Origin of the sequence: Labrys miyagiensis (assembly GCF_030160835.1) — a bacterium.
In the GTDB taxonomy this organism is placed as follows: domain Bacteria; phylum Pseudomonadota; class Alphaproteobacteria; order Rhizobiales; family Labraceae; genus Labrys; species Labrys miyagiensis.
This window is the reverse complement of the sequence record NZ_BSPC01000044.1, coordinates 21,064-41,133: the sequence shown is the minus strand read 5'-3', so window position 1 is coordinate 41,133 and position 20,070 is coordinate 21,064. Positions and strand designations below refer to the sequence as shown.

17 protein-coding genes and 2 pseudogenes are annotated in these 20,070 nt (G+C 61.9%); 4 read left to right on the top strand and 15 right to left on the bottom strand.

The window, feature by feature from the left end:
- From QQL24_RS20745 to QQL24_RS20735, 3 genes and pseudogenes are all read right to left on the bottom strand, one after another.
- Nucleotides 1-240 (bottom strand): annotated as a pseudogene (locus QQL24_RS20745) (hypothetical protein); the annotation flags it as partial.
- Nucleotides 241-403: 163 nt separating this feature from the next.
- On the bottom strand, nt 404-1,528 hold the full coding sequence (locus tag QQL24_RS20740; RefSeq protein WP_284314199.1) for a Gfo/Idh/MocA family protein: 1,125 nt from the start codon (nt 1,526-1,528) through the stop codon (nt 404-406).
- A complete protein-coding gene (locus QQL24_RS20735; RefSeq protein ID WP_284314198.1) occupies nt 1,515-2,483 on the bottom strand; it encodes a hydroxyacid dehydrogenase in 969 nt (322 codons plus the stop codon). The genes QQL24_RS20740 and QQL24_RS20735 overlap by 14 nt, the downstream gene beginning before the upstream one ends.
- A gap of 199 nt (nt 2,484-2,682) precedes the next feature.
- Between QQL24_RS20735 and iolD the strand changes: the two genes are divergently transcribed.
- The 3 genes from iolD to QQL24_RS20720 are packed head-to-tail and all read left to right on the top strand — an operon-like array spanning nt 2,683 to nt 6,301.
- Entirely contained in the window at nt 2,683-4,527 is a 1,845-nt protein-coding gene (iolD, locus tag QQL24_RS20730) for a 3D-(3,5/4)-trihydroxycyclohexane-1,2-dione acylhydrolase (decyclizing) (RefSeq protein ID WP_284314197.1), read from the top strand.
- A gap of 51 nt (nt 4,528-4,578) precedes the next feature.
- Nucleotides 4,579-5,478 (top strand): myo-inosose-2 dehydratase, encoded by a 900-nt coding sequence (iolE, locus tag QQL24_RS20725; RefSeq protein ID WP_284314196.1) that lies wholly within the window; start codon nt 4,579-4,581, stop codon nt 5,476-5,478.
- A 4-nt stretch (nt 5,479-5,482) separates the two neighbouring features.
- Nucleotides 5,483-6,301, top strand: coding sequence for an SDR family oxidoreductase (locus QQL24_RS20720; RefSeq protein ID WP_284314195.1), 819 nt, complete (start codon nt 5,483-5,485; stop codon nt 6,299-6,301).
- Nucleotides 6,302-6,741: 440 nt separating this feature from the next.
- Here the strand turns inward: QQL24_RS20720 and QQL24_RS20715 are convergent, their stop codons facing one another.
- The 6 genes from QQL24_RS20715 to QQL24_RS20690 form a co-directional block, all read right to left on the bottom strand.
- A complete protein-coding gene (locus QQL24_RS20715; RefSeq protein ID WP_284314194.1) occupies nt 6,742-6,867 on the bottom strand; it encodes a hypothetical protein in 126 nt (41 codons plus the stop codon).
- Nucleotides 6,868-7,259: 392 nt separating this feature from the next.
- Nucleotides 7,260-7,697: a hypothetical protein gene (locus tag QQL24_RS20710; protein WP_284314193.1), complete on the bottom strand. Its 438-nt coding sequence runs from the start codon at nt 7,695-7,697 to the stop codon at nt 7,260-7,262.
- A gap of 101 nt (nt 7,698-7,798) precedes the next feature.
- Nucleotides 7,799-8,668, bottom strand: a complete 870-nt coding sequence (locus QQL24_RS20705) for a MurR/RpiR family transcriptional regulator (protein ID WP_284314192.1) — start codon at nt 8,666-8,668, stop codon at nt 7,799-7,801.
- Between the two features lie 251 nt (nt 8,669-8,919).
- Nucleotides 8,920-9,936: a substrate-binding domain-containing protein gene (locus QQL24_RS20700; RefSeq protein ID WP_284314191.1), complete on the bottom strand. Its 1,017-nt coding sequence runs from the start codon at nt 9,934-9,936 to the stop codon at nt 8,920-8,922.
- 61 nt (nt 9,937-9,997) lie between these two features.
- On the bottom strand, nt 9,998-11,041 hold the full coding sequence (locus QQL24_RS20695; RefSeq protein WP_284314190.1) for an ABC transporter permease: 1,044 nt from the start codon (nt 11,039-11,041) through the stop codon (nt 9,998-10,000).
- Nucleotides 11,042-11,048: 7 nt separating this feature from the next.
- Nucleotides 11,049-11,789, bottom strand: coding sequence for an ATP-binding cassette domain-containing protein (locus QQL24_RS20690; RefSeq protein ID WP_284314189.1), 741 nt, complete (start codon nt 11,787-11,789; stop codon nt 11,049-11,051).
- A gap of 535 nt (nt 11,790-12,324) precedes the next feature.
- On the opposite strand from QQL24_RS20690, the gene QQL24_RS20685 reads away from it, so the two are divergent.
- The gene (locus tag QQL24_RS20685) at nt 12,325-13,326 is read left to right on the top strand and encodes a Gfo/Idh/MocA family protein (RefSeq protein WP_284314188.1); all 1,002 of its coding nucleotides are present in this window, start codon (nt 12,325-12,327) and stop codon (nt 13,324-13,326) included.
- Between the two features lie 24 nt (nt 13,327-13,350).
- Here the strand turns inward: QQL24_RS20685 and QQL24_RS20680 are convergent, their stop codons facing one another.
- The 6 genes and pseudogenes from QQL24_RS20680 to QQL24_RS20660 all read right to left on the bottom strand — a co-directional run bounded on the left by QQL24_RS20680 (nt 13,351) and on the right by QQL24_RS20660 (nt 19,986).
- A complete protein-coding gene (locus QQL24_RS20680) occupies nt 13,351-14,166 on the bottom strand; it encodes an HpcH/HpaI aldolase family protein (protein WP_284314187.1) in 816 nt (271 codons plus the stop codon).
- Between the two features lie 10 nt (nt 14,167-14,176).
- Nucleotides 14,177-15,619 carry an NAD-dependent succinate-semialdehyde dehydrogenase gene (locus tag QQL24_RS20675; RefSeq protein WP_284314186.1) on the bottom strand — a complete coding sequence of 481 codons (1,443 nt, stop codon included), beginning with the start codon at nt 15,617-15,619 and terminating at the stop codon, nt 14,177-14,179.
- On the bottom strand, nt 15,616-16,623 hold the full coding sequence (gene iolG / locus QQL24_RS20670) for an inositol 2-dehydrogenase (protein WP_284314185.1): 1,008 nt from the start codon (nt 16,621-16,623) through the stop codon (nt 15,616-15,618). Before iolG ends, QQL24_RS20675 begins: the two co-directional genes overlap by 4 nt.
- A gap of 1,744 nt (nt 16,624-18,367) precedes the next feature.
- Entirely contained in the window at nt 18,368-18,679 is a 312-nt protein-coding gene (locus tag QQL24_RS36470; RefSeq protein WP_348536477.1) for a hypothetical protein, read from the bottom strand.
- A 3-nt stretch (nt 18,680-18,682) separates the two neighbouring features.
- Nucleotides 18,683-18,799: pseudogene (locus QQL24_RS36465) on the bottom strand (helix-turn-helix domain-containing protein); the annotation flags it as partial.
- Between the two features lie 176 nt (nt 18,800-18,975).
- Nucleotides 18,976-19,986, bottom strand: a complete 1,011-nt coding sequence (locus tag QQL24_RS20660) for an ABC transporter permease (protein ID WP_284314184.1) — start codon at nt 19,984-19,986, stop codon at nt 18,976-18,978.
- Between the last annotated feature and the right edge of the window lie 84 nt (nt 19,987-20,070).

The window sequence follows — 20,070 nt, the reverse complement described above, 5'->3', positions numbered from 1 at the left end:
TTCCTTGGTCGCGGTCGGGTCGGCGAAGTAGATCAGCTTGATGTTGTCCTTCTTGGCCGCGGCGTTGGCGCCCTTGCGGATGATGTCCCAGAAGGTATCGCCGGGCTGGGCGTGGGTGATCATGGCGATGGTGTATTGCTTGTCCTGCGCCGCCGCCGGCCCGGCCAGGAGGCCCAGCGTGCAGGCCAGGGTGGCGCAGCTCGTCAGGGCAAGACCCGTCATTCCCTTGTAAGACTTCATCAGTTCCCTCCATGGTTGCGCCCTTGTGGGCGCGGTTAGGGTCGACGCTCCCGGCGCGACCAAACAGTGCGAAACCTCGTCCATACCCAGATGGCGCGGCACTCCCCGAGGGAGCGCAGCAACAGAGCCGTTCATTCGAAGCCGATAGCCGGCCCGTTGATCGTCAGGTTGTCTCCACCCATCGTTTCTCCACTGCGGATCTCTGTATTGCTTCCACCAGTTCCTGGATGCGCTGGCCGGACCTGAAGCTGAAAGGCTCGGGACGCTTGCCGGCGATGGCGTCGACGAAGCCGGCGATCTCGATGGCCTTGAGATCGTTGAAGCCAAGCTGGTGGCCGGGGGCAACACAGAACAGCCCATAGGGCGCATGGTCGGGGCCGGCCTCGATGCGCCGGAAGCCGCGTCGCCCCTGCTTGTCAGCCATGTCGTAGAAGTTCAGCTCGTTGAAGCGCTCCTGCGTGAAGACGAGGGCACCCTTGGTGCCGTAGACCTCGAAATCATGCTGCATCTTGCGGCCAGTAGCGATCCAGCTCGCCTCGAGGCTGCCGGAGGCGCCATTGGCAAAGCGCAGAAAGGCCCGGCCGAGATCATCGACCTCGACAGCCCGCTGCCCGCCCTTGCCGTCAGGCCTGGAGTCGATGACCGTGACGGCGTCGCCCTGGACGCTCGCGATGGGACCGAGCAGATACTCCGCCGTCGCCAGTGCATGGCTGCCGAGATCCGCCAGGGCGCCCCCGCCGACCGGATCGTGCCGGAAGGTGAAGGGGCTGTCGGCGTCCGCCATGTAGTCCTCGGCATGAATGCCGCGATAGCTGCGGATCTCACCGAGCTCGCCGTTGCGGATCATGTCGCGCGCCAGCGCAAACAGCGGATTGCACAGATAGTTGAAGCCGACCTGGGTGCGCACGCCAGCGGCCTCGGCGGCCCGCGTCATCTCGGCGGCGTCCGCTGCGGTGGTCGCCAGCGGCTTTTCGCAATAGACATGCTTGCCGGCGGCCAGTGCGGCCAGCGCCATCTCCTTGTGAAAAGCGTTTGGCGCGGTGATGTCGATCACGTCGATATCGGGATCGGCAACCAGGCTCTTCCAATCGCTGGAGGCTTTCTGGAAACCCAGCGCCTGCGCCGCCGCTGAGGCGAGCTCGTCGGTGCGGTCGGCAACCGTATGCAGCACGAGTTCATAGGGAAGATCGAAAACGCGCTGGGCCGCGGCGAACCCGAAGACGTGGGTCTTGCCCATGAAGCCGGTGCCGATAAGGCCGATCCTGAGCTGCCCTTTATGGCTTGCCATTGAGATATTCTCTGTTGACGACGAGTGCGGGATCGATCGTGCCGGCGAAGAAATCGAGCACGTTCTGCACGGAGGAAATGGCCATCCGTTCGGCGCATTCGGCCGTCAGGCCGGCGATATGCGGCGTCAGGATGACCTGGTCGAGCCCAAACAAGGGATGGTCGGCGAGCGGGGGCTCGTCATCGAAGACGTCGAGGCCGGCAGCCGAGATCGTGCCGTCGCGCAACGCCTCGAGCAGCGCGGCTTCGTCGACGATGCCGCCGCGCGCCGTGTTGACGAGAATGGCGGATGGCTTCATGGCCGCCAGCTCCTGGGCGCCGATGGCAGGCCGCTCTCCCCTCGGCATGTGGACAGATACGGCATCCGCCCAACCGAGACCGGCCATGAGGTCGCTGACGGGGGCAATCGGGCCTTCCGGCCAGCCGGTTTTCTGGAGGTAGGGGTCAAAAGCCATGACCTCCATGCCGAACGCGTCGGCAAGCTTGGCCAGTCGCCGCCCCGTCCTGCCGAAACCCATGATGAGAAGATGCTTGCCGAAAAGTTCGGTGGCCTCGAGCCGATTGCGCCAGCTCCAGTTGCCCTCTCGTATCGAATGGTCCGACCGCAACAATTGCTTGGCGCAGGCAAGCAGCAGCATCATCGCGTGCTCCGCCACCGATATCGAGTTCACATCGCCCACGATCGAGAGGGCGATACCCTTGCTGTTCAGCGACGGGAGATCGACGGCATCGTAGCCGACGCCGTGGCGGGAGACGATGCGCAGCCTGTCTGCACGCGCCACCGTGGGCGCTGAAAGGGGCTGGGTGCGAATGACGAGGCCGTCCGCGGGGGCGATGAGAGGCGCATAGCTGGCTTCCGAGACGTCTTCGACATAATCGAACGTCACGCCGGGCGCGGCATGCAAAAGCGCAATCCCGCTCGGATGCAGTTTGCCTGCGACGAGTATGTGCGGCATCGTTTCCTCCGGCCAATTCTAACGACTGGCTGTCTCGATCGTGTCATGACCAGTCATTGAAAGGAGCCGCGCCAGCTCGGCGACAGCCGGGCTCTTGCTCCTTTCGAACAGCTCATGCAATGGTGATTGCAATTATCTTGCTTTGTCAATAATCATTTCGTACGCAGTATAAAAATCGCATTTGCGAGGGAGGAATACGATGTCCGCCACCATTCGTCTCACCATGGCCCAGGCCCTGGTGCGCTATCTGTGCAACCAGTTCACAGTCGTGGATGGCGCGAAGGTGCCGCTTTTCCCGGGTGTCTTCGCCATCTTCGGGCATGGAAACGTCACCTGCCTTTCGGAGGCGCTGGAAGCCGTCAAGGACACGCTGCCAACCTGGCGAGGCCAGAACGAACAGTCGATGGCGCTCGCCGCCGTCGGCTTTGCCAAGGCCAAGCGTCGGCGCCAGATCATGGTTGCGTCAACCTCGATCGGGCCTGGCGCCCTCAACATGGTGACGGCCGCCGGCGTCGCCCATGCCAATCGCCTGCCTGTGCTGCTGCTCTCAGGCGATACTTTCGTCAATCGCCGGCCGGATCCCGTCATGCAGCAGGTGGAGCATTTCGGCGACCCCACCATCAACGTCAACGACGCCTTCAAGGCGGTGACGCGCTATTGGGATCGCATCGTGCATCCCGAGCAGATCATTTCCTCGCTTCCGCAGGCTGTCGGCGTGCTCCTGGATCCCGCCGACTGCGGGCCCGCCTTCATCGCACTTCCCCAGGACGTGCAGGAAATGGCATGGGATTACCCGGAAGCGTTCTTCGAGCCTGTCGTGCACCGGATACCGAGAGCCCGGCCCGATCGCGATCGCCTCAAGGAAGCGGTCGATATCCTGAGACAGGCGAAACGCCCCCTGATCATTTCCGGTGGCGGGGTGCGCTATTCGGGCGCGGAAGAGGCCCTGGCTGATTTCGCGCAGAAGCGGGGAATTCCGCTGGCCGAGACGATTGCCGGCAAGGGAGCGGTGACGCATGACCATCCCGCCCATGTCGGGCCGATCGGCATCGTTGGCTCGACATCCGCCAATGCGCTCGCCGGGGAGGCCGATGTGATCCTGGCCGTCGGCACGCGGCTGATGGATTTCACCACCGGCTCGTGGACCGCCTTCTCCCCCGCGGCAAAGTTCATTTCGATCAACGCGGGCCGGTGGGATGCCACCAAGCACCGCGCGCTGGCGGTGGTGGGCGATGCCCTCGAGACCGTCGAGGAATTGGAAGCCGCGCTCGATGACTGGAAGGCGCCCGAAGCCTGGACGGCAAGAGGCGTGTCCGAATTCGCCAAATGGAACGACATGCTGGACGGCTTCCAGAAACCCACCAACGATCCGATACCGACCTATGCCCAGGTCGTGGGCGTGGTGAACGCCAAGGCCGGCGATCGGGACCTGCTCATCACCGCCGCCGGCGGGTTGCCCGGCGAAGTCATGAAGAACTGGCGCGTCAAGGATCCCAACACCTTCGATTGCGAATTCGGCTTTTCCTGCATGGGCTATGAGATCTCCGCGGGCTGGGGCGCTGCGATGGCCGACCCGACGCGCACGCCTATCGTCATGATCGGCGACGGCACCTACATGATGATGAATTCGGACGTCTATTCGACGGTCCTCAGCGACCACAAGATCATTCTGATCGTCTGCGACAATGGCGGCTATGCCGTGATCAACCGGCTGCAGAATGCCAAGGGCACGCCCGGCTTCAACAATCTCATCAAGGATTGCCGCGTGAAGGAGCCCTTCGCGGTCGATTTCGCCAAGCACGCCGAGGCCATGGGCGCGCTGACGCGGCGCGTGGAAAGCCTCGCCGATCTTGGCCAGGCCGTCGAATGGGCGAAGACGACCGACCGCACCACCGTCATCACCATCGTGTCGGATGCCTTCACATGGACGCCGGGCGATGCCTGGTGGGATGTCGGCGTTCCCGCCACGAGCGAGCGGAAGGAAGTGCGCGAGGCGCATGACGCGCAAGTCGCCGGCCGCAAGCACCAGCGGGTCGGCGTCTAACCGCCGCTCCCCCCGCGCTGATAAACCGTTACTTACACGTTGGAGACTCTTATGAAAGCGAGACTTGGAATCGCGCCGATTGCCTGGTGGAACGACGACCTGCCGGAGCTCAGTGACGACGTCTCTCTCGACGAGTGCCTGCGCCAGGCCCGCGAGGCCGGCTTCACGGGGATGGAGACCGGCCGTCGCTTCCCGATGGATCCCGCCGAGCTCAAGCCCGTGCTGAACAAGCACGGCATGAGCGTGTGCGGCGGCTGGTTCTCGGGCCTGCTGCTCGACGGCGACCTCGACAGGGAGAAGGACCGCGTCGCCACCCAGATGGCGCTCTTCAAGGCGGTCGGCGCTCCCTGCATCGTCTATGGCGAGACCGCCGGCACCATCCAGGGTGACCGCTCGGCGCCGCTCGCGACAAAGCGGCGGCTGAGCGAGGACGAGATCAAGGCCTATGGCCGCAAGATGACTGAATTCGCCGAATGGTGCGCGGGGGAGGGGATGCCGATCAGCTACCATCATCACATGGCGGCGCCGATCGAGACCGAGGAAGAACTCGATCTCCTGATGAAGCACTCGGGCGAGGCCTTGCCGCTGCTCTACGACGCGGGACACATGGCTTTTGCGGGCGGCGATGTCCTGCGGGTGATCGACAAGCACCATGCTCGCATCTCGCATGTGCATACCAAGGACATCCGGGCTGAAGTGGTTGATGGGCTCGATCGCAGCAAGGAGAGCTTCCTCGATGCGGTGGTGAAGGGAGCCTTCACGGTTCCCGGAGACGGCTCGCTCGATTTCGAGGCCATCGTGAAGCGCCTGGCCTCCCATGGCTATGAGGGCTGGTTCGTCGTCGAGGCGGAGCAGGATCCCATCAAGAGCCCGCCGCTCAAGATGGCCGGGATCGGGCACAAGGAGCTGCTGCGCGTGATGGCCGCGGCCGGCTATACGGTGGAGAATTGACATCATGAATCGCATGGATGGAAGGGTCTGCGTCGTCACCGGCTCGACGCAGGGCCTCGGTGCCGCGATCGCCCGGCAACTCGCCGCCGCCGGCACAGCCGGCCTGGTGACGCTCGGTCGCAATGAAGCCAAGGGGCAGGCCGTGGCCGACAAGGTCAGGTCGGAGACCGGCGTCCCCGTTCACTTCGTCAAGGCCGATGTTGCCGACGTCGAGGAGTGCCGGCATGCCATCGCCGAAGCCGATCGCGTCTACGGCCGGGTGGACGTCCTCGTGAACGCCGCCGCCTGCACGGATCGGGGCACGATCCTCGATACTTCCCCCGCATTGTTCGACCTCATCTTCGCCACCAATGTGCGCGGGCCGTATTTCCTGATGCAGGAGGCGATCAAGCTGATGATCCGCGACGGCATCCCCGGATCGATCTGCAACATCGGCTCGATCTCCGAACATACGGGGCAGCCCTTCATCAACGCCTATTGCGCCTCCAAGGGCGCACTGGCGACGCTGACGCGCAACACGGCCTTTTCGGTGATGAAGAACCGCATCCGCGTGAATCAGCTCAATGTCGGCTGGATGTCGTCCGATCATGAACGTCAGTTGCAGGCCGCGGCCACCGGCGATCCGGACTGGGAGGCCAAGGCCACCGCCGCACTGCCCTTCGGACGCCTGGTCGACCCGGAGGAGGCGGCGCGCACGGTCAACTTCATCGTATCCGACGACGCCGGCCTGATGACGGGCGCCGTGGTCAATTACGACCAGACGGTGTGGGGCGGCTCTGCCGGGCCGATGCCGGTACCGGCGGAGGCGTTGGCATTGACGTGAAATATCTGTCGTCCTGCAATTATTTGAGAGCGCAGGATAAAGTGTTTTGTGAAGAGTCGGTTTGAAGGCCGGTCGGATTTTGGCCGCCACCTGAGACGCGAGCGCAACCTGAACCTGCCGCCAAAGTCACTCGCAAAAGTCAGGGAAAGCGTGCAACTGCATTGCCACCGCAATTCCCAAACGCTCTCGTTCCCACGCCCTCCCGGGCTGGGTTGATGAAGAGACCGGGCGATGGCGGCTGCCGGGCAGCCGTGAAAGCAAGATCATGGAAGATGCAGGCCGCACTGTCGGTGCAGGCCGCCATCGCCCCGTTCCGGCTGCCCTTCACGCTGACAAGGCGTGCAAGGCCACCTGTTTTTCCGCCTATTGAAGGCAGAGGCGAGCCGGGAGCGGATGGCACGGACCATCCGAACCTGAGCCAGCCGGCTCGGTAAAGGGGCTCAGCGCTGCAGTCCTGGCCGGACAGTGGCATGAACCGTCTTCACCGCATCGGCGGGAGATGGGACGAAGGCGTTGCCGGGCTCAAGCCCTTCACGCTCCGTCCCGGGATCGCGTGGCACTTCCATGGGGTGCCGATCCCGTCTGTCCCGCTCGTCACCCCTGGAAGCCGGCTTCGAAAGAAGCAGGACCGCCGCGCGCCTATCGCCTGGATAGGCATCGGGTGGATGGAAGCGTTCGGGGCCGGGTTGCGCTTGCGCCGGCTGCTGACGCCTCATTCCGTTAGGGAATAAAGCACGGCAACGAACGATAGTCAAGATCCGTTCTCTTTTTGTGTCGATGAACACCAACGGCGTGTGTCACCGGCGGAGGAGGATGCCAGGCGAAGTGTTGGCGATTGATCTGTTCGCGGACCCACGGCTCGGCGCAGGGCCTCGGTGCCGCGATCACCCGGCAACTCGCTGCCGCCAGTACCGCAGGGCTGGTGACGCTCCTTGCGACAAGCATTCTACCAAAAACGCTACCAAGGGCGTCGTGGGCTGACCGCCGGTGTATCAGATCGAGGTTCAACTCTTGTAGGCTTAATCACTTCGATCGTTTCGCCGTCTTTGCCGTATAACTCCCCATCGTCGCCTTGGACTTTGGCATCGAAGAACTGTGCAATGCGCCACATTTTCTGACGAATTTCTCTATCTGGATTCTTTGCAACGATGTTGCCGTTGCTCCAAGTGATCCATGCCGTGTTTCTACCGCTCGCACCGCCCGAATAGGCGGTCCAGACACTGATGTCTTCGCTTTCTATTCGTAGCATTTTCCCGCCGCCAACGGGAGCTTCCGCGAAGCCGTCATGCCGCATTTCGGAGTCGCCACCTACAAATGCGAGCCATTCCCCAGGTGTGATGTCTGGGGCTTCGTCAAACCAGTTTTCTTTCCGGGTAATGTGAAGCTCATATCCCACTATGATATGTCCATTGGCAGTAGCGCGGTTTGCAACTCGTCCATCGTAAAGTCCCGATTAAAGCGAGACTTTTGCGGCAGATATCATGATCGATGGAAACGCTACGGCTGCGTGACGATCGGGATGCGGGGCACCGCAGCCTTTTGCAGGCGCGCGGCAAGCGCGACCGTCAGGGATTGCGCCAGGCACATCGGTGCCGCGAGGGATCTCGAGAACGTATATTGGTGCTCGGGCACCGCGAAGAGAACCGTGGCGTTCTTTGCCAACGGCGAAAGGGTTGAATCGGTGATCGCCACGATGGGCAGGCCGCGCGCCGCAGCCTGTTCCACGATGTTGACCACCTCGGTCGCGTAGAACCGGAACGAAACGGCGAAGAGCAGATCGGTGGGTCGCATGGTGCCGGCAACGTGCGTGGCGAGGCCGCCGCTCGCGTCGAGGAGGACGGTGCGCTTGCCCAGCATAGTCAGGATGTAGCGGGTGAGATCGACGATCGGCGCCGAGCGGAGCTGGCCCACCAGGTAGATGGTGTCCGCCTTCTCCATGAGATCCACGGCCTTTTCGATGGTCTCGCCGGACGTCTGGTTCAACAGTTCCTGGAGCGCGTCGATATCCCGAAGCACCAGATCGTGCAGGAAGCCCCAGCCGCCGACATTCTCGCGGTCGCTCAGTTCGGTTTCCAGAACCTTGATTCGGGCCTGGAAGCCGGGAGCCGCGGTCGAGAGCCGCCGCTGGAAAACCGCCTGTACTTCCTTGAAGCCCTTGTAGCCCAGCATCTGGGCGAAGCGCACGAAGCTCGACGCGTGGATGCCGCAGGTCTCGGCAATGGCGTTGAGCGACATCACCGCCACATCATTGGGGTTCTGCGTAAGATAGACTGCAATATTCTGATAGGCCTTGCTCATCCCGTCATACTTGTCGTGGATGATCCGAATGAGGTCCTCGTAGTCTTGCGGGACACTGTCGGCGCCCATGAATATTCCCTTTTCCAATTCGTCCACGGCCCTCACAAGTGCCGCGCCCGATGGTGCTTCTAGCGCGTTTTACTTTCAGATCGAATCACCAAGAATCGCAAAATGCTTTTTATCCTAATGTGCAAACTCGGAAATCCGCTCCTACCTGGTCGCATTTTGCTTTAGCATAGGCATGCCACGCAATGTTAGCTGGGCGGCATGCCGAAGTTTGTCTCAGGGGAAGCCCGTGGGGATTCTGGCGGTCCCTTGCGTCAGTTCGTGCCGCCGATGCAGGTGGCGACATTGTCGGGCGTGCAGACATCGAGGCCGGTATAGGTCGGGTCCTGCGGAGGAGCCTTGCCGTCCTTGATGTCCTTCAGGAAATACATGGCCTTGTAGCCCATTTCGAAGGGACGCTGGCCGACATTGCCAGAGGCCAGGCCTTCCTTCAGGAGGTCGATCTGCACAGGCAGCGTATCGGCAACCACGAGGGCAAGCGCGCCTGAAGCGATCTTGTCCTTGTACTTGCTGGCGACCTGCCGATAGGCGTCCGGCAGGAATTCGGGGAAGCCGCCCGTCGGGATGAAGGCATCGAGATCGTTATACTTTCCGAGAATGTCCTCGAGCTGCTGCACCGACTTCGGAAAGTCGTCATCCGTATAGAGGGGGCAGCCATCGACTTCCGTCCAGCCATTCTGGCCCGTCAGGCGATCGCCGGGCGCCTGGGCGCTTTGCTTGCCCGACAGCGTGTCGCGGATGCCCTGCATGCGTTCGTTGTGATTGGCTGCTGCCGCACCGCCGGACTGGATGCAGATCTTGCCGCCCTTCGGCTTGATCTTCATGGCGACCTTGGCGAGGTTGACGCCGATCTCGTAATTATGGGTGCCGACGTAAGCGGCCCGTTCGCCCTTGGCGTCGGGCAGCAGATCGGAATCCCAGGTCAGAACCGGGATCTTGGCGCCAGCCGCGCCTTGCAGGGCAGCCGCGATCGCGGGAGCGTTCGCAGCGGAAACAGCGATGCCGTCGACGCCCTTGGTGATCAGGTCCTGCACCATCTGGGCCTGTTCGTCGCCGCCGCCATGCTCGCCGGGGCCGACATAGAGGCATTCGATGGCGCCATTGAGTTCCTTCTCCGCCTTCTTGCAGCCGGCCATGGCCTGATCGAAGAACGGGTTGTTGGTGTTCTTGGGCACCAGGGCGAAGGTATATTTGCCTCCGGCACTGGCGCCGCCAGCGGTCGCGGCAAGGCTTACGGCGATGGCCGCCGAAGTCAGCAGATATTTTAGCATCGTTCCTCCAGAGGTGTTGTGCCCCGTCTTGGGCGTTTCACACGACGCCGGCTTCGGCCGGTCATTCGCGTCGTTTGCCGCGGATGCGTTCAAGCAGGACCGCGAGAACCAGGAAGCTGCCGACGAAGACGCCCTGCCAGTTGGAGTCGACGCCGGCCATGAGAAGGGAATTGCGGATCACTTCGAGCAGAGCCGAACCGATGAACGCGCCGAAGGGACCGCCCTCGCCACCCATCAGGTTCGCGCCGCCGATCACGGTCGAGGCGATGGCGCGAAGCTCGTAGCCCGTGCCCAGGGAGTTGATCGCCGAGCCGGCCCAGCCCACGCTCAGGATCGCCGCGATGGCGCCGCTTATCCCGGAAAGGATGTAGGCCTGCAGTTTGATGCGCTTGACCGGCACGCCCGTGAGGTTGGCGGCATGCTCGTTGCCGCCGATGGCAAGCAAATGCCGCCCCCACGTCGTCATGCGCATCACCACGAACATGGTAAGAGTGAGGATGGCCAGCACCCAGACGGGGTTGGCGATGCCAAGGACCGCACCGGCGCCGATCCACTTGAAGGCCGCGCCTCCCGGACCGAAATTGTAGAGCATCCTGTTGCCGGAGAGCACGACGGCGGCCGAGCGCGCCGCCGAAAGCATGCCGAGGGTCACCACGAAGGGCGAGAGACCCACATAGGCGATGAGGCCGCCATTGATGGCTCCCGCCACGCCGCCGGCGGCAAGGCCTGCAATGACAGCCGCATACCAGGGGTAACCTCCTTCCAGCGCCAGCCCGCAGGCAACCGCCACCAGGCCCATGGTCGAGCCGACCGAAAGGTCAATGCCGCCTGTGATAATCACGATGGTGGCGCCGAGCGCCATGATGCCGATGAAGGCGAAGTTGCGGGTGATGTTATAGAAATTGTCTTCCGTGGCGAAGCGCGGTTCGCGGATCGACATGATCATGCAGATGATAATGAGCGCGACGGTCACCCAGAAGGCCTGGCTGGCGACCAACGTCTGCCAAAGCGTCTTCTCCTTCACCGAGAGCACGGATTCGATCGAGACATTGGCCACCGGAGCACTGGCGGGCGTGTTCTGCTTGTTGGCGGGAGGCGTGGACATGGCGACCTCAGGCGGCGTGAATGGCGCCGGTGATCAGACCGGTCACTTCTTCGGGGGAGGAGTCGGAGATGCGCTTGTCGGCGACCTTGCGGCCACGGCGCATGACGATGACGCGGTCGCACACTTCGAAAACGTCCGGCATGCGGTGTGAGATCAGCACCACGCTGATGCCCGCATCGCGCAGGCGATGGATCAGGCCGAGGACTTCGGCGACCTGCCGGACGCTGATCGCGGCGGTTGGCTCGTCCATCAGCACGATCTTGGCTTTCGAGAGCCGGGTGCGGGCGATTGCCACCGCCTGACGCTGCCCACCCGACATCTGCCGGACAAGGTCACGCGGGCGCGTTTCAGACTTCAGCTCCCTGAAAAGCTCGCCGGCTTTCTTGATCATCGCGCCGTGATCGAGCCAACGGAAGGGACCAGCCTGTTTCTTGATTTCGCGGCCGAGAAAGACATTGGCCGCCGCCGAAAGATTGTTGCAGAGGGCGAGATCCTGATAGACGACCTCGATGCCCTTGGCCCGCGCCTCGACCGGCTTGTGAAAATGCACGACCTCATCATCGAGGACGATCTCGCCCGAGCTCGGCGGGAAATTGCCGGCGATCAGTTTGACCAAGGTCGACTTGCCAGCCCCGTTGTCTCCCATAAGGCCAACGATCTCAGCCCTACCGATAGTCAACTCGACATCCGTCAATGCTTTAATCGCGCCGAAGCTTTTTGAGACGGACTTCAGCTGCAGCAATGTCATACCTTGTTCCCCCTGATTATTTTCTTGTTTGTCTATTCATGGCGCATCAACCGGAGATTGCAACTATCGATGCACTTCGTCCATGTTGCATGAGCGTCCCGCAGGATCATGAATAGTACGATCCTCGTTGGCCCGCAAAGCGCCACTGACTTAAATTCTTTTGCAATGATTATTTCTTTTTTATTATTTTTGCAACATATATTGCAATCGAATTGCTAATGACATTTGCGAGGCTATGACCCCCTGAGGGCAAGGGCCGAAAGCGGGCCTAATGAAATGATAATTGACACAGATGTATCTCAGCAATAGTCGTTGCGAAAGAATCGGGCGCGATTCACGTCGATCGACCATCTGCCGGGACATGGGATGGAAAATGGACGGTAAATTTCATCATGAGTCCTACCTCCGGCCGACCCGCCGCCTGAGACTGGGATTTGTCGGCGGAGGGCGCGGAGGGCAGGGGGCCTGGCTCGGCGTCTGTACGTCGTGTTGGCTGGCATAGAACCGGTTCAGAGCCGGCGTCGGGGGAGAAGGCATGACTGTCAGGTTGGGGATTATCGGCGTCGGCGTCATGGGCACCGATCACGCCCGCACGATCGCCTCGCAGGTCGCGGGAGCGAGCATCCGCAGCATCCATGACGCCAATGGGGAACGCGCGCGGCAGATCGCCGACGAGGTCGGAGCCGCCGACGTGGCCGGCGATCCGAAGCACCTCATCGATGATCCACAGGTCGATGCCGTCCTGATCGCGTCGCCGGATAGCACGCACAAGGACCTGACACTCGCCTGCGTGGCTGCCCGCAAGCCGGTGCTGTGCGAGAAGCCACTGGCTCCAACCTCGCGGGAATGCCTCGAACTGATCGACGCCGAGGTGAAGGCGGGCCGCCGCTTCGTGCAGGTGGGTTATATGCGCCGCTTCGATCCGTCCTATGTGGAGATGAAGAGCCACCTGGCCGCGGGCCAGCTCGGAAAGCCGCTGCTGTTCCACTGCATTCATCGCAACGTCGCCGCGCCGCCCTGGTTCGACGGCGGCATGGCCATCGCCAATTCCGCCGTGCATGAATTCGACATCGCGCGCTGGCTGCTTTCGGGCGACCTGACCGCCATTTCCGTGTTCCGGCCGGCCGGCCTATCGACTCAATCGCCCGGCGCGCCGGTGTTCCTGGTGCTGGACGGCGCCGGCGGCACCCTCGTGACCATCGAGGTCTTCAACGACGCCGCCTATGGCTACGACGTGAAGGGCGAACTCGTTTGCGAGAAGGGCACGGTCGAGCTGCAAAGACCGGTGCACGGTGTCGTCAACCACGCCCTGTCGCAGGGGACGAGCTATCCCGTCGATTGGCGCCCGCGCTTCCAGGATGCCTATCGCCTGCAGGCGCAGGGATGGATCGAGGGCATCCGGTCGGGCCGGCCCAACGGCGCAAGCGCCTGGGATGGCTACGCCGCCACCCGCGTGGCCGAGGCCGGCCTGCAATCGCTGAAGTCTGGGCGCCGGGAAGAGATTCCCGTGGCGGCGATGCCTAAACTCTATGAGTGAAGGGCGGGCCCCGGCCGTTCGCTTTCAATAGGCCGACTTCGCCGCCGATGGCGCTGTGGCCGGCTTGCCGTTGAGCTCCCGAAATCGCGCGACGCTCGCTCCGGCGGCGGCGGCGAGCAGCCTGGAATCGCCTGCCACCGTGGTCATGTCGAAGCCCCATTCGATGGCGCGCCTGGCATAATCGGGCGTTCCACAATGCAGGGCGGCGATCTTGCCCGACTTCTTGCACGCCGCCACGATCGTCTGCAGCGCCTCGATCATCTCCGGCTCCTCACGATCGAAGGCCGGGGCGAGGCGCCCCTGGTGCAGGCTGAAGGTCAGGTCGGCCGGTCCGACATAGATGCCATCCAGGCCGGGCGTGGCGGCGATCGCGTCCAGATTCGTCATGGCCTCGGCCGTCTCGACCATGGCAAAGCCGAGGATCTCGTCATTGGCTTCGGCGGCGTAGTTCGCGCCCGCGGAGAAATTGGCGCGTGTCGGCCCGAAGCTGCGCTGCCCGATCGGCGGATAGCGCACATAGCTCACGAACTCGGCCGCCTGCCTGGCCGTGTTCACCATCGGGCAGATGATGCCATAGGCGCCGGCGTCGAGAGCCTTCATGATGATGCCGGGTTCGAGCCAGGGCACCCGGGCCATCGGAACGACACCGGAGGCCCGCACGGCCTGGAGCATCGGCAGCAGCATGGAATAGTCGAGGGCGCCGTGCTGCACATCCACGGTGAGGCTGTCATAGCCCTGCGCGGCCATGATCTCGGCGGTGAACGGGTTGCCGATCGAGAGCCAGCCGTTGATCGTGGGCCGTCCCTGCGCCCAGATCTCCTTCAGTCTGTTCTTGATCACGGGTGCCTCCTCAAAACACGATCTGGGCCAGCTTGGTGTCGAGGTAGTCGGAAATACCCTCCGTGCCACCCTCCCTGCCCATCCCGGAATATTTGGTGCCGCCGAAGGGAGCCTCCGCCGCCGCCAGCGCAAAGCTGTTGATGCCGACCATGCCCGCCTTCAGCTCGGCGACGGTGCGCCGAGCCCGCTTGGGGCTGTTCGTGAAGGCATAGGCGGACAACCCCATGTCGCTGGCATTGGCCCGCGCGATGGCTTCGTCATCCGTCGAGAAGGGCGTTATGGCCGCGATCGGCCCGAAATTCTCCTCGGCGAAGACCCGCATGCCGTCCTCGACCCGGGTGAGCACGGTCGGCTCGAAGAAGAAGCCGGCGTTGAAGGAGGAGGGGGCGCGGCCGCCGGTCGCCACCTTCGCCCCGGCCTTTTCGGCTTCAGCGACGATGGCCTCGATCTCTTCACGGCGCTTGCTGTTGATGAGAGGTCCCATCTGCGTTGCGCTGTCGAGACCATCCCCGAGCTTGAGGGCGCTGGCGCGTGCAACGAAGCCCTCGACGAAGGCGTCATGCATGCTCTCGTGAACGAAGAAGCGGTCGGGCGTCACGCAGACCTGGCCGGCATTGGCATATTTGGTCGGCACGGAGAGGTTGAGCGCCATGTCGAGGTCGGCGTCGTCATAGATGATGAGCGGTGCATTGCCGCCGAGTTCCATCGAGACTTTCTTCACCGTCTCCGCCGCGTCCTTGATCATCTGCTGACCGACGCGGGTCGAGCCCGTCAGGGACACCTTGCGCACCGCGGCGGAGGCCATGATGGGCGTGTAGGTCGTGCTGGTCGGGCCGACGACGAGGCTGACGACACCGGCCGGGATGCCGGCGGCCCTGATGCAATCGACCATGACCATGGCGGTGCCCGGAGTCTGGCTCGAGGGGCGGACGATCGTCGAACAGCCGGCGGCAAGAGCAGGCGCGACCTTGCGGGCGACCAGCGCGGCCGGAAAGTTCCAGGCCGTGAAGGCGGCAGCGATGCCGACGGGCTCATGCAGGACTTCGAAGCGGCCTCCCGGCACCCTGGTCTCGATCACGCGGCCATAGATGCGGCGGGCCTCTTCGGCGGACCAGCGGAACTGATCCGTGGCCAGGCCCCATTCGCGTTCGGACTGCACGAGCGGCTTGCCCGTTTCGCTCGAGATCATCCGGACGGCTTCGTCCTTGCGGCGAAGCATCTCGTCCGCGATGCGGTGCAGGGCGTCCGCGCGCTCGAAGGCCGTCCTCGATTTCCAGAGCGCGAACCCCTTCGCGGCGCTTTCGAGCGCCTCTTGCGTATCCGAAGGCGTGGCGACGGGCACCTCGCCCAGCGCCCGCTCGTGCACGGGACTTACGACCGGAGCGCGGGCCTTGTCGGACGCCTCGCGCCACTGGCCGTCAATGAACAGGCCGAAATTCTGGTACATGCTCATGCAACCTCGCTGGTCTTCACGGGTCGGCCCTCGCGGATGGACCTGCCGGCCGCCTCGGCCAGCATCAGCGCCAGGCGGCCATCTTCAAACCCCACTTCCGGCGGCGTGCCGTTTTCCACGGCATCGACGAACGCGCCGATTTCGGCATTGAACGCCTCGGCATATCGCTCGATGAAGAAATTGAGGTAGGGCGCCCCGCGGGACGTGAATTCACCGGTGAAACGCACGGACTCATGCGTTCGCCGGTTCTCCGAAATGGCCATGCCCTTGTTGCCGAACACTTCGACGCGCTGGTCGTAGCCGTAGGCCGCCTGCCGCGAGTTCAGGATTAGGCATTGCTTCCCTGATGGCGTGGTGAGGATGACCGACACAGTGTCCCAGTCGTTGCAGCGCTCCATAAGCGGTGTGTTCACCAGCCGGCTTCCGACAGCGCTCACCGTGTCCGGCTCCTCGCCCAGCAGGAAACGGGCCATGTCGAAATCATGGATCGTCATGTCGCGAAAGATGCCGCCCGAGACCTCGATATAGGCCGCGGGCGCCATGCCGGGATCGCGGGAGGTGATGACGATCTGGTGCAGATCGCCGATGTCGCCGTTCCGGATGGCGGCGCGCGTGGCCCGGTGGGTGGGGTCAAACCGCCTGACGAAGCCCAGCATGATCGGCAAGTTCGTATGGGCGATGGTCTTGGCACAGCGATCCACTCGCTCCAGGCTGAGATCGATCGGCTTTTCGCACAGGATCGGCTTGCCAGCGGCGACAGCCTTCTCGATATAATCGGCATGCGTGCTCGTCGAGCTCGCGATAAGCACGGCATCGACATCTTTCGATGCGAACAAATCCTCATCGCTTCGAAAGACCGGTGCTCCCTCTTTGGCCCCGACCTTCGCAGCTGCCTCACTCACGACATCGAACACGCCGGCGAGTTGGGCCCGTGGATGTGCCGCGATATTCGAAGCATGCATTTGCCCAATCCGGCCGCAGCCCAAGACCGCAATTCTAAGCACCGTGAGTCCTCCCAACGATTGTTTCGGCAATGATCATTGCAAAATATCGTCATTGTCAATGATTATTCCAATTGATATTCCGGCTCACCTCCCGGCCGGTTTTTGTCGGATTCTTCGTCTTTGCAGCCGGAGATTGAAATAGTCTCGGGTTCGGCGGAGAGAATATCCACGACCTGGTACAGGACTAATTCCCGCTCTGGCGCGAAGGCCGCGATTGCGGGCGCAATGCCCGGTTTCGGGAAGTCAGGTTAAGCCCTCGGGCATCCAACGGGCGTCATTCTCCCGCCTGACTGGGAAAGTCGTTTCGTGCCGAGTTAGGGGGATTACAGCAAAGAAGATCTTGAGGGGGATGAAGCCGAGCCTGCTTGATAGTTGCCAAGGCGGGGCGCTTAGCTCAAATAAACGCGCGGATCCTTATTCATCCACAAGCACACGACCACAAATAATTCGGCGGAACAGTGACCACCGCTGCGAAGGCGGCTGAGGTTTGAATGCGACGTCTCAAGCTGCGCCGCCAATTCGCGAAGCCCCAATCCGCTTGAAGCAAGCTTGGCGTCAAAATCGGCGGCCAGTGCCGCCCATCGTATGAAACGCAACTATTGTCTCCCGCTACTTCTGCTACCAGGGCCGCTCGTTTTTCTGCGCGGTGGCCCAACCAGATCGCCCCGGTCGGGACAGACAGTCTGGCCGATCACGGCCGGTAGTGCTGCAATAAGCCGGCCGGGATTGCCGCACCATTCGAACTTTCTGGCAGTTGCCTGCCTAAAAAGGAGGTAGCGGCGACGCTGCGTTATCTTGCAGTTGTCGGTTCGGCGATATGCACGCCTATAAATCCGGACAAGTAGGTATGTATCGATACTACTTTAGATTTTTTAGAGTATGACTTTACCTTAATCATCAACGAGTTGTGAATTATCCTATGAATTCGGTACGAAAGAAAGCGTCTCTCGGGTCTATGACCACCGAGATGGCTGAATTATTTGAGGAGATGGCGGCTCAATGGAAAGATTATATTTCGGTGAGCGTGAACTCAGACCTGATGTCATCGAAGATGGCAGTCTTCGGCAAAGATGGGCCGCTAGCGCGTCTTGCCTTCAGATCGAATCACCAGGAGTCGCAAGAATGCCTTTGATGCCAATGCGCTGACTTGGAAATCCGCTCCTGCCTGAACGCATTTGCTTTAGCCCGCATCGATTTCGAGGCGGACCAGCTTGACATTCCTATCCCAAGAATTGTCTCGGTAATGGACACCCTGGGGGCGCAGATCGTTGGGCGAGATTGGAAGAATCCCGAACCGCAACTTCTGCTTCTTTGGTCTTGCGCTCGCCAACCGGAATTAAGCAGTTCGACTGCCGCATAATCGCCCCGGCCGCTCATCGGGTAAATCACGGTTAGCTTGCATAACTGAAAGGCATCAACGCTGAAACGGTTAGTTTAGTGAAAACACCCACCTGGCAGTGGACAAGAGAAGCGACGCAACCGGGGTGAATTGGCGATTAAAACTTGAAGTTTCTACATCTGAATTTTGTAGATATTGCCTGGCGATAGCAATATTATTATGTTATCTACTGAGAAGTTCGGAGGGTGGCGCTCATGGTGAGCAAACAGCCTTAAAGCTGTGCCCCGGCAACGGTGATGTGTTCGATTCCTTCACCCTCCGCCAAAAACGCCCAGGGCCGGCGAGGTGGTGCTTCAAGTTGGCTGCACACTTGCGGGCCGCCTTCGGCCGAGACTGAAGCCAGCCCTACCCCTTGGGATGTTCGAGCTTCGCCTTGTGCCAATCGAGCTCCCTTTGATATTCCTCGGCAGCGGTCTCCGCGAGCTCGCGCGTTTCAAAGACGCCCATGAACTTTCGGACACCGTCGCAGGTGGCGAAGCATTCGCCGGAAGTCTGCTCGAACTCCACAACCAGATCGTTTTCAGGGGACGCTGACTGAGCGGACTGCTTCCTCAGACGCACGCCCGCCCCCTCGCCATTCTCGGCTATGAAGATCACGCCCGCGGCTTCGAGGGCGCGCCGGATCGCGGCGAGCGTCGGCACATTTGCCGACAGCATTCCAGATTGAGCCTCCAATCTCTTGATCGTCGGGACTGAGACACCCGACCTTTGTGCCAGGTCTTTCTGGTCCCACCTCATGAGCGCGCGCGCTGCCCGCAATTGGTCACTCGTCTGCATGTGATCCCCTAAGAATAGAAATATACCCTGGGACTTTACGAGCTATCAGGGATCATTTCTATTATGGGCACAAGAACAGCGCAAGAGGAGTTCACCCCACGACGCCGATCCGGATAGACTGGGTCATAGGCCTGCCTATGGGCGGTGTTGAGAAAAACTCGGGCCTTCCGACACGTTCATTCGACGCTCGCTGGTACACGTTCTCGCTGAAGTGCAGCCCGCGTCAGACGGTCGAGCAGGATGGCAACGGCGACGATCGCCAGCCCGGCACGCAGACCAAGACCCATTTCCATCCGGGTGAGCCCGCGCGTCACCTCAGCACCAAGTCCGCCGGCTCCAACGAGCCCTGCCAGCACGACCATGGACAGCGACAGCAGAATGCATTGGTTGAGACCGACTAGGAGCGTCGGCATGGAAGAGGGCACTTCGATCTTCGTGAGGATTGCCCGCGGCGGGGCGCCGATTGCCTGTCCGAGTTCCAGGAGGTCGTTGGGCACCTGCTTGAATCCAAGCGTGGTCAGGCGAAGCATCGGTGGGATTCCATAGATGATCGTTGCGATGATCGCGGGAACCTGGCCAAGGCTGAATATGATGACCGCCGGGATCAGATACACCCAGGGTGGAACAGTCTGCATGACGTCGAGTATCGGCCGAAGTGCAGCTTCCAGGCGCGGTCGACGGGCGGCAAGGATGCCCAGCGGGACCGCGATCACAACGGAAATTACGACGGCCACCAGCACGAGAGCGATGGTTTCCATCGACTGTCGCCAAAGGTCCATCACCAGGCAGAAGCCAAGTGCGACCACTGCCAGGATTGCTGTGCGGATGTTGAGCAGTCCCCAAGCGAGCACCGCGGCGAGCCCGATGATCACATAGGACGGCGGATAGAGAAGGACCGCCTGTACACTACCAGCAGGGATTAAGGGGCGGCCAGGGCCCGCCACAGCGCCGAGCAAAAAGGCCGGGGCTGTGGCCTGGGAGAATACTTGAGCGATCTGGCCACTTTCCGGCAATAAATTCATCTCGCAAGTGCCCTCTCTTGTGGTGAAGCGCTTGAACCGTGAACCGGCGTGCATATTTTGGGCGCCGATCCAGGGGCAGTTTTGCAAGCCGTTTGACAGACCAGATGATCCGAGCTCGCGGGCAAGGTAGCGAAAAGGCCTAAAAAACCCGACATTCGACATCAAGGCGGAGTACAGACCTCATAACGCAACTCAAATGGATCTGAACGAGTGATCCCCCAACTGTCTGAAATACTTACGCTATTCGCT

Bases quoted from the DNA above. Each gene is read 5' to 3' on its own strand.
- QQL24_RS20740 (WP_284314199.1), bottom strand. From the start codon at position 1,528: ATGGCAAGCCATAAAGGGCAGCTCAGGATCGGCCTTATCGGCACCGGC.
- QQL24_RS20735 (WP_284314198.1), bottom strand. From the start codon at position 2,483: ATGCCGCACATACTCGTCGCAGGCAAACTGCATCCGAGCGGGATTGCG.
- iolD (WP_284314197.1), top strand. From the start codon at position 2,683: ATGTCCGCCACCATTCGTCTCACCATGGCCCAGGCCCTGGTGCGCTAT.
- iolE (WP_284314196.1), top strand. From the start codon at position 4,579: ATGAAAGCGAGACTTGGAATCGCGCCGATTGCCTGGTGGAACGACGAC.
- QQL24_RS20720 (WP_284314195.1), top strand. From the start codon at position 5,483: ATGAATCGCATGGATGGAAGGGTCTGCGTCGTCACCGGCTCGACGCAG.
- QQL24_RS20715 (WP_284314194.1), bottom strand. From the start codon at position 6,867: ATGGAAGTGCCACGCGATCCCGGGACGGAGCGTGAAGGGCTTGAGCCC.
- QQL24_RS20705 (WP_284314192.1), bottom strand. From the start codon at position 8,668: ATGGGCGCCGACAGTGTCCCGCAAGACTACGAGGACCTCATTCGGATC.
- QQL24_RS20700 (WP_284314191.1), bottom strand. From the start codon at position 9,936: ATGCTAAAATATCTGCTGACTTCGGCGGCCATCGCCGTAAGCCTTGCC.
- QQL24_RS20695 (WP_284314190.1), bottom strand. From the start codon at position 11,041: ATGTCCACGCCTCCCGCCAACAAGCAGAACACGCCCGCCAGTGCTCCG.
- QQL24_RS20690 (WP_284314189.1), bottom strand. From the start codon at position 11,789: ATGACATTGCTGCAGCTGAAGTCCGTCTCAAAAAGCTTCGGCGCGATT.
- QQL24_RS20685 (WP_284314188.1), top strand. From the start codon at position 12,325: ATGACTGTCAGGTTGGGGATTATCGGCGTCGGCGTCATGGGCACCGAT.
- QQL24_RS20675 (WP_284314186.1), bottom strand. From the start codon at position 15,619: ATGAGCATGTACCAGAATTTCGGCCTGTTCATTGACGGCCAGTGGCGC.
- QQL24_RS36470 (WP_348536477.1), bottom strand. From the start codon at position 18,679: ATGCTGTCGGCAAATGTGCCGACGCTCGCCGCGATCCGGCGCGCCCTC.